The organism is Shewanella sp. 10N.261.52.F9, from assembly GCF_041471165.1.
GTDB classification, from domain to species: domain Bacteria; phylum Pseudomonadota; class Gammaproteobacteria; order Enterobacterales; family Shewanellaceae; genus Shewanella; species Shewanella marinintestina.
The window spans coordinates 22,210-38,722 of record NZ_JBFRNX010000030.1 but is presented as its reverse complement, the minus strand read 5'-3'; the positions used below and the strand labels follow the sequence as shown (position 1 = coordinate 38,722).

Annotated in this window: 14 protein-coding genes; 1 reads left to right on the top strand and 13 read right to left on the bottom strand. The window is 42.9% G+C overall.

The window, feature by feature from the left end:
- From AB4298_RS19040 to AB4298_RS18980, 13 genes are all read right to left on the bottom strand, one after another.
- Complete coding sequence (locus AB4298_RS19040; protein WP_371987940.1) at positions 1-1,731, bottom strand: GspE/PulE family protein; 1,731 nt, start codon at positions 1,729-1,731, stop codon at positions 1-3.
- A complete protein-coding gene (locus tag AB4298_RS19035) occupies positions 1,731-2,990 on the bottom strand; it encodes a tetratricopeptide repeat protein (protein WP_371987939.1) in 1,260 nt (419 codons plus the stop codon). Before AB4298_RS19035 ends, AB4298_RS19040 begins: the two co-directional genes overlap by 1 nt.
- Positions 2,987-3,892, bottom strand: coding sequence for an ExeA family protein (locus tag AB4298_RS19030; protein WP_371987938.1), 906 nt, complete (start codon positions 3,890-3,892; stop codon positions 2,987-2,989). Before AB4298_RS19030 ends, AB4298_RS19035 begins: the two co-directional genes overlap by 4 nt.
- Positions 3,893-3,894: 2 nt before the next feature.
- Positions 3,895-5,565, bottom strand: a complete 1,671-nt coding sequence (mshL, locus tag AB4298_RS19025; protein WP_371987937.1) for a pilus (MSHA type) biogenesis protein MshL — start codon at positions 5,563-5,565, stop codon at positions 3,895-3,897.
- Positions 5,566-5,570: 5 nt separating this feature from the next.
- Positions 5,571-5,906 carry an MSHA biogenesis protein MshK gene (locus AB4298_RS19020; protein WP_248999016.1) on the bottom strand — a complete coding sequence of 112 codons (336 nt, stop codon included), beginning with the start codon at positions 5,904-5,906 and terminating at the stop codon, positions 5,571-5,573.
- The gene (locus tag AB4298_RS19015; protein WP_371987936.1) at positions 5,887-6,543 is read right to left on the bottom strand and encodes an MSHA biogenesis protein MshJ; all 657 of its coding nucleotides are present in this window, start codon (positions 6,541-6,543) and stop codon (positions 5,887-5,889) included. The genes AB4298_RS19020 and AB4298_RS19015 overlap by 20 nt, the downstream gene beginning before the upstream one ends.
- On the bottom strand, positions 6,540-7,148 hold the full coding sequence (locus AB4298_RS19010; RefSeq protein ID WP_371987935.1) for a PilN domain-containing protein: 609 nt from the start codon (positions 7,146-7,148) through the stop codon (positions 6,540-6,542). Before AB4298_RS19010 ends, AB4298_RS19015 begins: the two co-directional genes overlap by 4 nt.
- Positions 7,148-8,026 (bottom strand): MSHA biogenesis protein MshI, encoded by an 879-nt coding sequence (locus AB4298_RS19005; protein ID WP_371987934.1) that lies wholly within the window; start codon positions 8,024-8,026, stop codon positions 7,148-7,150. The genes AB4298_RS19010 and AB4298_RS19005 overlap by 1 nt, the downstream gene beginning before the upstream one ends.
- A gap of 214 nt (positions 8,027-8,240) precedes the next feature.
- The gene (gene csrD / locus AB4298_RS19000; protein ID WP_248999012.1) at positions 8,241-10,148 is read right to left on the bottom strand and encodes an RNase E specificity factor CsrD; all 1,908 of its coding nucleotides are present in this window, start codon (positions 10,146-10,148) and stop codon (positions 8,241-8,243) included.
- A 166-nt stretch (positions 10,149-10,314) separates the two neighbouring features.
- Positions 10,315-11,565, bottom strand: a complete 1,251-nt coding sequence (locus AB4298_RS18995) for a malic enzyme-like NAD(P)-binding protein (protein ID WP_248999011.1) — start codon at positions 11,563-11,565, stop codon at positions 10,315-10,317.
- A gap of 203 nt (positions 11,566-11,768) precedes the next feature.
- On the bottom strand, positions 11,769-12,539 hold the full coding sequence (locus AB4298_RS18990) for a thermonuclease family protein (protein ID WP_371987933.1): 771 nt from the start codon (positions 12,537-12,539) through the stop codon (positions 11,769-11,771).
- A 192-nt stretch (positions 12,540-12,731) separates the two neighbouring features.
- Entirely contained in the window at positions 12,732-12,944 is a 213-nt protein-coding gene (gene rpmE, locus AB4298_RS18985; protein ID WP_220762057.1) for a 50S ribosomal protein L31, read from the bottom strand.
- A 201-nt stretch (positions 12,945-13,145) separates the two neighbouring features.
- A complete protein-coding gene (locus AB4298_RS18980; RefSeq protein WP_371987932.1) occupies positions 13,146-13,895 on the bottom strand; it encodes a FimV/HubP family polar landmark protein in 750 nt (249 codons plus the stop codon).
- Positions 13,896-14,306: 411 nt separating this feature from the next.
- Here AB4298_RS18980 and priA point away from each other — a divergent pair, with 411 nt between their 5' ends.
- Positions 14,307-16,502, top strand: a complete 2,196-nt coding sequence (gene priA, locus AB4298_RS18975) for a primosomal protein N' (protein ID WP_371987930.1) — start codon at positions 14,307-14,309, stop codon at positions 16,500-16,502.
- The last annotated feature ends 11 nt before the right edge of the window (positions 16,503-16,513 follow it).

Sequence of the window (16,513 nt, the reverse complement as noted above, 5' to 3'; positions counted from 1 at the left end):
TTAAGCCTCACTCTCTAAAGTAATCTCACTGACATCCTCGACTAACTTTGCAACCTCTTCGATTGTGGTCATGCCTTGTGCCATATATTTGAGAGCGGACTCTGCCAATGGGGTAAAATTAGGGCTTTGATAAGCAGCGCGAGTAAAGTCCTGTGGATTACCCGTTCGCATAGCTTCAATCATGGGTTCGTCTAACTCTAAGATTTCGAAAACACCAATACGGCCACGATAACCACTACCATTGCAGCTTTGACAACCACTACCGACTCTAAATCTGGCATTGGAATAATCAAGTTGGCTCACGTTTGACAACCAAGCTTTGTCTTGCGCACTAAGCTGATAATCCGTAGCGCAGTTTTGACAAACTCGACGCACGAGTCGCTGAGCAATAATCACTCTTAGCGCACTAGCAACTAAGTAGCTTGCGGCGCCCATATCTAGCAGTCGTAGCGCACTGGTTACCGCATCATTGGTGTGCAAAGTCGATAATACAAAGTGACCAGTTAATGCGCCACGAAGACCAATTTCAACGGTTTCTTGGTCGCGCATCTCACCGACCATGATAATATCGGGATCTTGTCGTAACGTAGTACGTAAAACGTGAGAGAAGTCTAAACCGATCTTGTGGTTAACTTGTACCTGGTTAATACGAGGTAACTGGTATTCGACAGGATCTTCTACCGTAATGATCTTACGGTCGGCAGTATTAAGCTCGCTCAACACACCGTAAAGAGTGGTAGTTTTACCGCTACCTGTAGGACCTGTAACCAATAGCATACCGTGAGGACGTTTGATCTGACGTCGGATCCGCGCCAACATATCAGCAGGCATACCGGTTTCGTTAAGCGTTAATAGACCTGCAGATTGATCGAGCAAACGCATTACCACTGACTCACCGTGATAAATCGGCATCGTTGACATACGAACGTCGATCTTGTGACCTTTGATTTCCATATGGAAACGGCCATCTTGCGGCAAGCGCTTCTCTGATATGTCCAGACCTGCCATCAGCTTAAGACGCAGTACTAGCGCCGCGGCAATACTTACCTCAGGTAAGATATTTTCATGCAGCTGACCATCGATACGCTGACGAATACGTAGTGATTTTTCGCCTGGCTCAATATGAATATCCGACGCTCGCATTTGTACTGCGTCTTCAAAAATTGACTGCAGCAGTCGTACAACTGTTGTTTCGTTGTCACTATCGCCGCCAGTCAGGCTGCCGAGATCAAATATTTCATCGGCAGCGTACTCTTCTTCAAGCTTGCCTGCGATCTGTGCAATCTCGTCGGTACGGCGATAAAGATTATCAAAAGCATCTAATAACTGATCTTCGGTCACTACAGCGATCGAAATCGTCTTTGGCGCTAACTGCATTTCGATGTTATCCATCGCCTGCAGATCGGCCGGATCACTCATAGCAACAAGAACGCTGTCACCATTGTCTTCAACAACTAGGGCTCGATAACGCCTAGCTTGAACTTCAGGCAGCAAACCTACCACTTTGGCGTCGATGGCTCGCTTACTAATATTAAGAAACGGAATATTGAGCTGCTGTGATAAAAACTGCAGTAATTGCTGCTCAGTAATACAAGATAAGTCGATTAACGTGCGCCCCAGCTTTTTACCGCTATTACGCTGCTCACTTAATGCCTGCTGTAGTTGCTCTTCTGTAATGATGTGCTCTTGTACTAGCAAATCACCTAATCGCATTTTTAACTTGGGTTTCACTAGTAAGCTCCTAACTGCAGCAAACGATTATCGACGTATACTTTTGCCTGTGCGGATAAATTGTCTTGTAACAATGCTTGATGATAAGCAAGCTTTGCATCGCCATATTTTTGCTGTGCATCCAAGGCGTAACCTAACCCCATCCACCAACGGCCTTGGTTTGGTTCTTGTTGTGCCAGTTGGCGAAAGCTCTTTTCTGCCACAGGGTAGTCTTTTTGCTTTTGCGCTAAATCACTTTGTTGATGCCACTTTTTAATAGCAAAATCACTCGAATCGGGTATCGCATCTAAACTAAGTAAAGCTTGTTGATTTTGGCCGCTTGCTTGTAAAACACGTGCTAACAATAGCGAAAATTCATATTGCTGTGGAAACAATAATCGACCTTGTTCCAATAAATCTGCCGCTTCGGCTAACTTATTCTGTCCGTAATATAAAGCAGCAGCCTGCCTTCTGGCTTTATGCTGTGCAGGATAATACGCTAGTGCCGCTTCATAGTAGTTCAAGGCTTCACTATGCAATCCTTGTTGCTGTGCATCCATAGCCATTTGCATCTGCTTTTGCGCTAGCTGTTCTGGTGAGAGCTTTACTTCTGTAACAGCCATATTGCTACTGCTATGCAATTCATTACTACGCTTAGTTGTATGAGAAATATTCAGCGTAGGCTCTGACTCACGGTGGCTAATACTAGGCGCTTTATCTGCAACCTCAGCCACTAGAGTGCGTTCTGCTTTTGGTGCCTGAATAGTCACAGCAACCGGTTTCTGCGGCATTGATTCAGGTTTTGTATCAAGTTGCTCAATTGCAGCACTATCTATATCTACATCAGCTGTATTTACTGACTCTGTCGCTAGTGATTTACTCGCCGCAATTAACTGAGGCTCTAAAATAACTTCAGCTGCTCTTTCAGGAGTATTTGAACTCTTTATGGGCTTATCTTCTACCGCTACACTTGCTTGCTTTTCTGTGCCTGCAGGTTTTGATTGCACATCAACTTTGCTAACAGGCTGCAGGCCAACTGGTGATTCAGATGCAATATTGCTTGCGGCTAAAGCGCCTGCCGCATCTTTAGATTGCGTTAGATTTGATACAAAAAATACCGCAACTCCACCGAATATTAATGACAGTGAACACGCTAGAAACAGAGACTTTTTAGAGAAGGTTTTAACCGGCGCAGCCATTTGTGGTGCAGCCATACTTTCAATACCATGTGGCTGCTGGCGTTTGTCTAAATCTTTGAGCATTTTATTGATGACACTCATGCAACGCCTCCTTTAAACCAATAAAGCCCACTAAAAAAGACTGCAATAACTGCTGCAGCGACGAGCCATTTAACGGTGTCGTATTGATGCCTTAGCGCATCACTGGTGTCAGCAATCGAAGCAGCTATATGATGTTTTTCAACTTGCTGGGCGCCTTCACCAAAACTAACCATTAAGGCTTTATGAGACAACACATTAATCAATCTAGGAATACCTCTTGCCGCTTTAGCGATGCGTTTAGCATTTGCCTCGCTAAATAGCCGGCCACTTTCACTACCTGCAACACTGAGTCTATGTTGGATATATGCAGCAGACTCATTCAGGGTAAGTGCCCGTAAGCAGTAGCTAAAAGTAATCCTTTGCCTTAGTTGTCTAAATTTATTTTGCGCCAAACGCTCATCTAACTCTGGCTGAGCAAATAGTACAACTTGCAATAACTTGCGGCTTTCAGTCTCTAAGTTAGTAAATAAACGCAGTGCTTCCAAACTTTCATCCGGCAGAGCCTGCGCTTCATCAAGGACTAAAATAATAGAGTGACCATGAGCACTAAGCGCTAATAGTTGTTGCTGTATTAAACTGGTTAACTGCTGTTGGTCAATCTTACTTGAATGCTTTAACCCAAGCTCCAATGCAACAGCCCAACGCAATTCATCTGGCGTTAAGTATGGATTGGGCAAGTAAGCGCAATGGAAGCGTTGTGGTAATTCGTTCATTAGTTTGCGGCAAATGAGCGTTTTCCCTGTTCCAACCTCTCCTGTTACCTTGATAAAACCTTCACCCGTTTGCAGCGCAGTTTGCAGTACTTGTAAGGCCTCGACATGTGGTGCAAGTCCAAAGAAAAAACCCGTGTTCGGCGTAAGAGAAAACGGGGTTTCTGTTAACCCAAAATGCTGCAGATACAAGCTTATTGCTCCTCAGGGTACCAACGTTCAAGCAGCTCTTGAGAGCGTTTTAATTCGCTTTCCCAAGTGTTTGCACCAACAACGACTGGCTTCAGCAAAATAACCAATTCAGTTTTCACAGTTGAATTTGCACGGTTGGTAAAAGCTTCACCTAGGTAAGGGATATCACCAAGTAACGGCACTTTTGACACTAGCTCAATGTTTTCACTCTTCATCAAGCCACCAATCACAACCACATCACCGCTAGCCGCTTTAATGACAGTATCAGATTCACGGATTTCACTCTGCGCTAGCGGTAGCTCAAGGGTGCTATCAGAAATCTTAATAGTCTTAGTCTGCTCTTTAATATTGATAACTGACGGATGGATATGCAGTAAAACATCTCCTTTCTCATCAATTTGTGGTGTTACATCGAGTGCAATACCCGAGAAGAAAGGCGTTAGCTCAACTTCTGGAGTCGTTACTGGTGTATTACCGGCAACCGTTGTTGAAGAAACGTCAGTAACAAAGTACTCATCAGTACCCACTTTAATCACTGCTTTTTGGTTATTAGAAGCGGTAACACGTGGGCTAGATAACACATCGACATCACCTTGGGTGTCGAGCAAACTAATCATGGTACTAAAATCAGAACCCGCTAACTTAATCGAAGTCACACCACCTAACACGCTAGTAATGTTATCGCTTAGGCCTGTCGTAGGACTGGTACCAAACGAAATATCGGTACTCCCCGCGTGGCCCAGTACACTTTCCCAATGGATCCCTTGCTGATAGCCATCAGACAAAGTGACTTCAAGCACCTTTGCTTCTAAGATAACTTGACGCTGCAAATGAGTTTCTGCGGTCTTAATAAAGTTACGTACTTGGCGGATCTCATTTGGATATGCGCGAATCGTCACCAGACCGGCCTGTGGAGTCACAACAACTTGGCGTCCACCACCTGTATCACCAACAATCGACACTAAGGTTTCTTTTAACTCACCCCAAAAATCTGACTTGGTTTTCGAGCGAATAAAAGTACCGTTAGTTTGCTCATTGCTATCGCCGTTACTCGAGCTCGAGTCGCTGCTAGATGAGTTGTTAGAACTACTATTGTTATTGTTACTGCTGCTATTAGAATTTGAATCGTTGTTGTCAGAAATTCGGCCTGAGTTTACCGAAGTTAAAGACAAACCTTGGCGTTCCATGTACAGGTAATTCAGCGAGAAAGTTTCAGTACGCATACCCGCTGGGAAAATCCGTAAAATGCGGCCTTCACGACTGACTTCATATCCGTAAATATCTTCTACAACCTGCAATGCCTCTTTCAAGGTTACGCTTTTTAGTGATAATGAGATTTTACCGGTCACATCAGGGTGTACCGCAACACTTAAAGGCGTGCCTTGAGCTAGACTTGGGAAAAATACTTTTGCGTCAACATCATTTGCCGATACGTCAAAGCGGCGCTCTGTTGGACGTGCTGGAGTGTAGCCTGCTAACAGGTTATCTGATGACAATTCACGTTGAACTTCATCAGGCATCACTGCTGGCGGCGGAGTCGCTGAAGCTGTTTCTTTCGCTGAAAGCGATTGTGCCAAGGCTTGCTTTGACTCTACCGGATCTGGGCGGTCAACGGTTTGACAAGCCACCAACATCAATGACAGTAAAGGGGTGATATAGGTAATTGAGCGCATTTTAATTATTGTCCCTTAAAATCTGTAATGGCTTGAAACATCGTCAATTTACGGCCGTCAGCTAACGACACTGTGTCTTCATCTATCTTGACGATTTTGACACCTTTGACTCTTTCACCAACGGTGAAAATTTGATTATTTATCACAGCAAAAGCTGTAGTGTCTTTCTTTACAACACTGTTTAGCACTAATGAGTTATCGACTGAATTTGTATCAACATCAGCTTTAGCCGACCAGTTACCGGGCAAAGTTGGATCGCGCAACGTCGCAGCATTAAGGTTAAAACCTAAAGTACTCGCGAGGAAAGCAATCAATAGCGCACTAATCTTGTTTGGCAACACTGATAAAGTCCTTATTAATACTCAAGGTATAAAGTTCTAAAGAAACCGCCGCTTTAGGATAACTATCAACCCGATAATCCATACTGCGCCAATAAAGCTTGTTCGGCATATTTTCTACCGCCTCAACAAATCTCAACACAGCAAAATAGTCACCAACAAACTCAAGACGAATACCATGGCTATAAAGATTCATCTTTTTCTCTTCTCCTACCTCTAACAGTGGAGTCGGAGCTATAGATTTAAAAGACTTAAGCTCAATGCCTTTAATTTTTGATAGCAAACCAGCCAATAGCGTTGGCATGTGATCCGCCGGTACCATATCTACCATTTGGAACGATAACTGCTTATCGATTTCAGCATTTTGATGATTAATATTAGCTAGGCGCTCCCTGTATTCAGTATCAGGATCCTGTTTCAGGCTTTGCTCATACAAATCTATTTGCTGTACCGAAATTTTATTTTCACTTTCAATACTTTGGTTTTGCTGGGTAAATTTATTGTGTTCTTTTAACGCAGACTCTAACGGTAGATAAAACAACAGTCCTGCAATAACCAGTACAACAAATGCAACCAATACACGTTCGCGTTGGCTTAAGTCGTCAAATTTTTCAGCTAATTGGGCCCATTTTTGCTTCATTTAGCTTGCCCCTCATCGCTGCTATTGGCATCGCTGGTTAACTTAAATCCTAACGGTTGACCTTCACCTAAACTCATTGTCATAGAGGCAAACGCATGGCCTTTAAGTGTTGTCGTCGTTTTAAGTCTTTCCACCCAAAGTGGCACACTTTCAGGAGAAGCCGTAAAGCCCTCAAAGATGTAGCGGTTTTCATTAACTTGTATTCGGTTTAGCCAAATTTGACTATTGGCTACACTCGCTAAATCAGTCATTAACGGTGAGTAGCCATAGCTTGTAAGCACTTCTTGCTGGCTCAATTTGCCAAATAGTTGCTGCTTTAGCTCCAATTGCTGCGCTTTTAATTCAACTTCGGCAACTAGAGTTTTATTAGGGCCACGTGCCGCCAAAGCCGCCTCTAGATTTTGCTTTTGTAAATCAAGGCGCTGCTTTTCAGCCATTAATTGTTTTTTGTCTGACTCTAGACTGCTGTTTAGGGCAAATACAAGCATGGTCGCCAGCAATAAACCCACCACTAGAGCTGCAGAAGCCTTAGTGAGTCTAGAAAATGATAAACGTAGCTCTGGCGGAAATAGCGCCTCTGAATAGAGATTAACTCTTAATTTCATTACACATCACCTCGCGCGATTTCAGCTAGCGCCAGTTGAGCAAAAGCAACCTCAACAGATGACCCATTGTAAGCCGTAACTTTTTGATTGAAGTTCGCACTAATCAGATTAGCTAGTTGAGTTCGCTCACCATCCATTACAAGCTCAATGGAAGAAACCGGGGCTTCACGTAATTGGCTCTCAAAGTAATCCATTGAACGCTGCAGCTCTAAACTTAAGTTGTCGGCAACCCCATAAGCTAAATCTTCAGCTGATACTTTATCAATTTGCAAGAAACCACGAACTCGACGCTGCATAAATACTTCACCGCTTCTAACTACGGTTAACAGTAATTCTTGGCCTTCACGATGACTTAGTACTAATCGCGCTTGATTATCATCAAATAAATTACTCATTGCCATCTCTTCAATAGAGACACCTTGCGTCACAAAACCTGCGGTTTTCGCCGCGAGTAATATTGCCAGTAAAACAGGCTTCTCGGTGACAACTACATTCACTTTATTAGTGGTTTGTTTTGATGATTCGAAATAATCTAAATGGATATCAGTAACAGGCTGGGTGACAATATCTTTGACAGACCAAAGCAAAGCGGCGTTAAGTTCTTCGTCTTGGACATTAGGCTTGTCGACTAATAGCAATTGGTAGAAATCAGCTGCTAACACTAGCTGAAGCTTGGCAACACCGAACTCTTTTAAAACCTGAGAGAAAGCATTCTCCCAGTCATGGGGATTAAAAGAGAACGTCATAGATTTAGCCGCAACCTCATCGGTAGCCGCTTGAAAGACAGATATTTTTTCTGCGCAAATATAAACACCTAAGTTTTGCGTCGGTGCAGCTTTACGCCAAAACTGAAGTTTACCGAGTAGGCTCTCTTCCATTAATCCATGCCTTAAAATTTATCAAAAACTAATCTAATTACCCACGTTCCCCAAGGGTGAACCGGTTAAGTTATCTATAAAACACTAAGAGTTCTTATCTAAATAGCGCAACACTCGTATTATGCCACTAGTGTAGCGAGTTATCCCTGATTATTATAGATAAAATGCCAATTTACAGATCCTAATTAACAAACTCACTCAAATATGAAACAGACTATACCTCTTCTATAGGCTCACTAAAGAAGCTTCCTTGACCTGCACTTACCCCTAAAATCTGCAATGTTTGCCACTCTTGTAGCAGTTCAACACCTTCAGCACATACCTGTACGTCAGTCCTAAACAAGCCGGCTATCAAGCTGCGAACAAATAATTGGTTCTCTGTGCGTAGATGGATCTGATTCACAATCGAACGATGCAACTTTATCAGTGAGATTGGGTAGTGATGCATATATTCAGTACTAACTACCTGCTGCCCGACCCGATCAACACAGATTTTTGCGCCCATTTTGGTCAGCATATCAAGCGGTTCTTTCAGTTCCTGCTGATGATTCACTAAAATATCTTCGTTAACCTCAAAGATTAGTCTCGGCGCTAAATGACGATATTCTAACAATGTGGTTTTCAACCAGCGAACAAATGCACGACTGGTTAAGGTATCCAAGCTCAAATTAATGCTGAACTTTAGGCTATTATCTTTATGCTTAGGCAGTACATCGAACATTACCATTTCAACAACTTGACGCTCTATCTGCGGCGTTAATCCGCACTTTATCGCCATAGGTAAAAATAGAGTCGCACGTACTAAGTTTCCATGAGTATCACGCAGACGACTGGTCACTTCTTGATGATGCGCATTAAAGTCACTGTCGACAACCGGTTGAGAAAATAAAAACACTCGCTTGCTGACCAATACGTTTTCGATAAAACTGCGCCATCGCACCGAACCTTTTGACAAATCACCATCGACTGCGCCTTTGTCATACATAAACCAGCTGCTATCTCCCTGAAATTGAGCCGAACGCAGCGCTAATTCAGCCTCCTCGACTAAAGCGTCTTTGTCATCCCCCACTTTAAAGTAAGCGCCACCTAAATGTAGAAAGTCCTCAGGTAAAGTCACCAAAGAATTAAGCTGGCTTAAACTAAGACGTAATAACTTAGCCGCTAATTGATCTGCTTCAACTTGGGATATTTGCGGTACTACCACCGCAAATTGATTGTATGAGCGACGTGAAAAAATGCTGTTAGCTTTATCTGCTAAGATTTGATTAACGACACCAATCAGCTGTAACAAGAGTTCATCAACTTCGTGCTCTGCGAGTTCTTTAGCCAATAAGTCAAAATCTTCCATTTCAAACAGATATAACACCCCAGGGGTAATCATGCCTGAACTGCTGCTCAACGCATCGAGACGGTTCTTTAAAAATAGGCTATTACCGATCCCAGTTTCTGCATCAAGAAACGTGTTAGAGCGAATAAACTGATCAAAGCGCGCTCGCTCTTTATGAGCATCATCTAACTCTAATAGTAAATGTGTTAATGCCCGGTTGATCAAGCGCGGCTTGCCTTGACCTTTTTCCGCCAGCGCTTTGTCATGTTGACCAGATAAGATCAAACTCGAACGTTGAGCTAAATGTTCAATGCCATTTAACTCTGCAGAAAACCAGCGAAAGCCAAAACGGACAAACAAACAAACGGCTAAGCAACCAATAAAAATAACCAATATGCCATACCAGCCAATATCACTTTTATTAAATGGCTGCGGCAAGGTTAGGCTCATTACCAATTGGCCGTTTGCCAATTCGCTTTTGTAATTCACGCCACCTTTATGATGCTGCGCAGGCTTATATTCAAAGAGCAACTGGCCACCTTTAGACAACGTAAAGGCATGGGCCCTATATGAATTTAATAATGGTGGCAGCCATTCTTGGTACCCCCAACGTTCGGGACGGCTCGACTGCTGCTCTATTAAAGTTTCTAATTCAGTCACTTTTTGCTGTTGAAAGGTATACGTGAGCTGGACAAAGCTAACCATAGCGGTCAAAAAACAGATAAAGGCAACACCAGCAAGTGACATAAGCCAAAAGCTAGTCAATTTTTTAGTTAGCATTCGAGTCAATTTCATTTGTCCGCTTCCCGCGAGATCTTATTAATATTCGGCTAGCACTGCTTAGTTTTTAGCGAAGTGCAGCTCAATAAAGCGATTTTCAATTAATATCATTTATACGTAATCAAAAAACTGTCGGCAACAAAAAAGGGGCCTTAGGCCCCTTTTTATGACTAAATAAGCCTTAAGACTCCATATAGCCTTCAGGTAATTCAGTTATTGTCGCTACGCCAGATTCAATTGCAGCTAATGCAACCGCTTTAGCCACTTTTGGCAGCAAACGAGAGTCAATTGGCTTTGGCAATACGTAGTTTGCACCAAACTCTAATGAATCGACATTTGGATACGCTGCTAATACTTCTGCTGGTACCGGCTCTTTTGCTAAAGCAGCAATTGCGTGTACAGCGGCAATCTTCATTGCATCATTAATTTGTGAAGCGCGAACATCTAGTGCGCCACGGAAAATAAACGGGAAGCAAAGTACGTTGTTAACTTGGTTCGGGTAGTCACTGCGTCCTGTACCCATAATCAGATCTTTGCGCACATCGTGAGCAAGCTCAGGCTTGATCTCTGGATCTGGATTTGAACATGCAAAAATAACAGGCTTATCAGCCATTAGTGCAACGTCTTCAGCCGCTAATACGTCTGGGCCTGAAAGACCTAGGAATACGTCTGCACCTTTAATGACATCTTGCAAAGTACGCTTGTCAGTATTGTTAGCGAAGAGTGCCTTGTATTCATTGATATCATCACGGCGAGTATGAATAACGCCTTTTCTGTCGAGCATGTAAACGTTTTCACGTTGCGCACCACAGTTAACAATCATTGTCATACATGCGATTGCCGCCGCACCAGCGCCCATACATACAAACACAGCATCTTCGATAGACTTGCCTTGGATTTCAAGAGCGTTAATCATACCGGCAGCAGTAACAATTGCAGTACCATGCTGGTCGTCATGGAATACAGGAACATTACAAAGTTCAATCAAAGCTTTTTCAATTTCAAAGCACTCAGGTGCTTTAATATCTTCAAGGTTAATACCACCAAATGTGTCGGCAATCGCTTCTACAGTGTTGATGAACTCTTCTGATGTTCTGTGCTTGACTTCGATATCTGTTGCATCAATGTTTGCAAAATGCTTGAAAAGTAAAGCTTTACCTTCCATGACAGGTTTAGAAGCCAGCGGGCCCAAGTTACCTAAGCCTAAGATTGCAGTACCGTTAGAGATCACCGCAACAGTGTTACCTTTACCTGTGTAACGATAAGCATTATCTGGATTAGCCGCAATTTCACGCACAGGCTCAGCAACACCTGGGCTGTATGCTAATGCTAGATCCATGCTAGTTTCAGCGGGTTTAGTTAGGCAAACAGCTGTTTTGCCTGGTACTGGGAATTCGTGGTAATCGAGGGCTTGTTGACGAAAATCTGCCATTTTTTCTAATCCTGAGTGCGACTAATAATATCCTAAGCGAAAGGTCTGCAACTAAAAGTTCACTTAATACCCAATACTGATCCTTTAAGTAGAATTCTAAATTGAGCAAAAAACAGTTAGCTGATAGCCGCTAAGATACTTGAATCTCAGATCATTTCAAATAAGTTCCTCTCATTTTTTAACTTTATCGCTATATATTATTCCTAAGGTAGATTTTCTAAGGTTATCTGCGATGGATGCGAGGCATTTAGCCGATATTTACTGTAAGAATAATACAATCTACCACGCACAATTACCGGACTTTCAAGTAACTTTAACGTCAGAATGTTACTAAAATTACCAATATCTTGCTGAGATATCATCAAAACCAAGTTATTATCGATATTAAGCTCAAAATTTTGACCTTTTCTTTCATAACCAGTGACCACTCCTCTGATCTCTAGCCATTGATTAATGTTATTTCGGCTCAGCTGCTCAGTTGCTAGCGGTTGATATGCTTTTAAGCTCCATAAGCCTATTTTATTATCTCGAGCATCCTGCTCAATAGTGCTCAAACATTGCCAAAAGTAATCATTTTTATAGACCCGAGCTTTAGCATAACCATTGGCTAGCATCAGTTCTTGTAGATGCTGTTGTTGCTCGGTATAAACGTAAGCTAAAGTACGGCCATAAGGGTCGAGGCGTCTTTTATCAAATACGAGTTGTAATAATTGACCAGGTTTTACTGTGGTAGCCAAAAACGCTTTAGCATTATTCGCATAAGGTTGGGAAAGATTGGGGAATTGAAAATCGATTTCGGGTGCATCTATACCAATAAGTCGAACTAAACGACCATCGGTTAAGGTAATCGTGTCGCCATCATTAATGTGCGCTAAGGTAACAGTTTCATCAAATTGAGTTGGCATACATTGACTAGCTTGTAATGAAAAAGCCTGCAAAGCAGTCAATAACATTAATACTTTTATTAACTTCATTTCCCGCCCCTTGCTTCGCCTCATACCGCTCAATGTCGATAGCCAATACTCACTATTCGCCCCTTGTGGCTAAACGAACATGTCGACACTAACACAATGAATAATAAATAAGAAATAACCAGTTTGCTTTATTTCAGGCAGCAAAAAGGCGCCATAAAGGCGCCTTTTTTAAATTCATTGCAAAAGTAATAATTACTTCTTGCCAAGTGCACCAAAGCGCTTGTTGAACTTGTCGATACGTCCGCCAGTATCCATAACTTTCTGGGTACCAGTGTAGAATGGGTGACATGCACCACATACGTCTAGGTGTAAATCTTTACCTACAGTAGAGTTAATCTTGATAACGTTACCACAAGTACAAGTTGCAGTGATTTCTGCATAATCAGGATGAATGCCTGGTTTCATTGGAATTACCTCAGTAAAAGGCCATGTCGCTCTTCCAACCCGAAGTCGGACACCACATGCTGTTAAAATAAAATTATTTAGGCGGCGAATACTACAGCATCTAAATGCTAGATTCAAGCAACAAAATACACCTTAGATTAATAATCCAAAACCTTGCTAAAAAGGCCGCCTCATCGCCTTTTGCGCAAACAGCTTTAGTCATTATTCCATGGCACTAAACTCTTGTTCTGCGGTCTTAGCATTCTGATGTTTTTCTAGAATATCCTTAGAAGGGCAGTTCAGTTTAGCATCAGCTTTAAGCCCATGAATACTTTGCTTGTTAAACGCATTAGGGTTACTTTCATAAATAGCTAACATTGCGCCATAGGCGCTAAGCCCCCACAACTTAGCCTGACGATTTGCAACTCTCCAAAGGCTTTCTTTACCATTAAAAGTAATCGAACAATTATCAGGAACCATCACCTGAGGTTTTTGGATGCTTGGCTCTTCACCAAAACCTAATGCTACAGCAAGTTTATTGTCAGCAAGTACAGCTTCAGATACTTGGGTACCTTGCTCGGACGCCTTTGAACGGTCGGCAGTGTAATAGCTATCCATAGCGGACTCTGGCAAACCTTGGTTAAATAAGCTAATGATCTTTACCTGATACCAGCGGCTGACTCGGTACTCTTTAATAATTAGTACCGCATTTTTATCTGTTACCTTACTCACCCCAGCAACTTGCACTTTAAAGCTATTTAGCGGATGAGTACTTAGACGCTCTTCCCCATCAGCTTGCCGAACTGAAAACTGGACCTTTTTTAAATTGTTATGAGATGAAACGATATTCAGCTTCAAATTTGGATTTTCGCCAAGCTCAAACAAACTTTGATTAATACTCACATGAGACACCTGCGCATAAGCTGGTGTCAGCATTAATAAGCCAATTAGCGTTAATATTGTTTTCTTCATCTCATATATCCCGATTTGCTCACTTCTAGATTATCGTTATTTTTGTGTACGGTTTTTTGATGTTTATTATTTGTCATTCAAAGCTATTTTTACTTGTTCAGCTTAATGGCTTGATTCAATTAAATCAGCTTTTATCAAGTAACCACATAACCAGATACTTACCTGCTGCCTATTCATCTTAGACCATTTATATAAAGACTATCGCTGCAGATTTTTATTAATGATTTCAAGTTATGAACCATTGTTGTCTTGCGAGCATACCGCAAAAATAAACCTTCAACATCTAAGGTTAAAGTGCTCACTTACTTACAACAACCTCTTGGCTTAGCAGCAATTAAATCAATTGTCGCTGGCTCTGACTAAATAGCCTCGGTACACTTAAAGACAGTATCCTTTCGAGCCTGTAACTCTATGCCTTTGTTTGTTGAAGTCGCCCTTCCCGTTCCAATGCGACAAAACTTTAGCTATCAAGTCCCTGAACACATCACTATTACGCCTCAAAAAGGCATGCGTGTTCAAGTGCCCTTTGGTCGCCAACAACTCATAGGCCTAATTACTGCTGTAACAGACAGCTGCTCGCTCACACCTAAACAAATAAAACCGATAGTGGCGATTTTAGATAATGAGCCATTGCTACCTGAATCACTGTATAAGCTGACCGCATGGGCCGCACGATATTACTTCTGCAGCTTGGGACAAATGTTGTCGCAAGCTATTCCGGTCGCGCTGCGTAAAGGCGCCGAAGTCAAAGCGTCTAGCGTTACTTATTGGACACTAACCGATGCGGGCAAAGAAGCAGATATTAATCAGTTAAACCGCGCACCAGCGCAGCGTAAATTGCTGCATAGTTTACGAGAGCGTGATCTAGAGCTGAGCGAAATAACCAGCTTAGAGTTAAGTAAAGCCGCCGTAAAAGCCTTAGATGATAAAGGTTGGATTGAAAAGAAGAACCGTACGCTCGATATCGACTTAAGCTGGCGTAGCGAGCTTGAGATGACCGAAGAGCCTCATAGACTCAACCCTGAACAAGCCATTGCTGTTGCAACACTCACCCAGCAAACAGGTTATCACTGCACTTTACTAGAAGGTGTAACGGGTTCGGGCAAGACCGAAGTCTATCTCGCTATGCTTGAAACAATACTCAAGCAAGGCAAGCAAGCTTTAGTATTGGTGCCTGAAATTGGCCTAACGCCGCAAACCATTAACCGTTTTCGTCGCAGGTTCAACGTTAAGGTGGCGGTGATCCATTCAGGACTAACCGACAATCAAAGATTAGACGCTTGGCGCCAAGCAAAATCTGGCGAAGCCGCGATTATTATCGGCACCCGCTCGGCATTGTTTACCCCGATGCTTTATCCCGGCGTTATCATCTTAGATGAAGAGCATGACTCAAGCTTTAAGCAACAAGAAGGTGTTGGCTATCATGCCCGTGATTTAGCCGTTATGCGTGGTCACTTAGAAGATATCCCCGTGCTTTTAGGTACCGCAACACCATCACTAGAAACCTTACAAAATGCACTAAATGGTCGTTACCAGCACCTACATTTAGGCAAGCGCGCCGGTGCGGCTGAAAAAGTGCGTCAGGGCATTGTCGATATTCGTAATCAGCCATTGCGCTCAGGTATGTCGCACGCATTATTAAACGAGATGCGTATTCATCTTGATGCCGGTAATCAGGTAATTTTGTTTTTGAACCGCCGCGGCTTTGCCCCTGCGCTTATTTGCCATGAGTGCGGTCATCTGCATGAATGTGACCGCTGCGATGCTTTTTTTACTGTGCATCAAGCTTTGGGCGAAATTCGCTGTCACCACTGTAGTAATCAATATGCCATTCCAAGACAATGCCACAGCTGCGGCAGTACCATGCTTGCCGGTCAAGGCGTCGGCACCGAGCAATTAGCCTCATTTTTAGAGAAAGAGTTTCCAAATCATCCGGTGGTGCGTATCGACAGAGATACCACTCGCAATAAAGGTTCACTTGAGGGGCACCTCAACGCCATTCACAAAGGCGAGTATAAGATTTTGGTCGGCACCCAGATGTTGGCTAAAGGACACCACTTTCCAGATGTGACGCTTGTCGGCCTGCTTGATGTTGATGGCGCACTATTTAGTGCAGACTTTAGAGCGCCTGAAAGGTTCGGCCAACTTTATACTCAAGTTTCAGGTCGCGCCGGCCGCGCCACAAAACCGGGCACAGTATTACTGCAAACTCATCAAAGTGATAACGCCATGCTGCGTGAGCTGATGCATAAAGGTTATGGTGAGTTTGCTCGTAATCAGCTATTTGAACGCACTCAAGCGTTATTGCCACCAGCTTGGCACATGATATTAATCCGCGCCGAAGCGCACCAAGCAATCGATGCCGACAATCTATTAAATCAGATTGGTGCTTTGCTACCACAAGACGATGAGTGCGAAGTGATTGGCCCAATGCCAGCACCGCTTGATAGAAAGGCCGGTAAATATCGCCGTCAGTTATTATTTCAAACAAAAAACCGGAATCGATTACAGGCAGAGTTTGAACGTGCATTGCCGCAAATAGAGCAATTACCTCTGGCCAAAAAGTGTCGCTGGAGTATAGATAGAGACCCACAAGATTTGCTTTAAATCGACTTTAT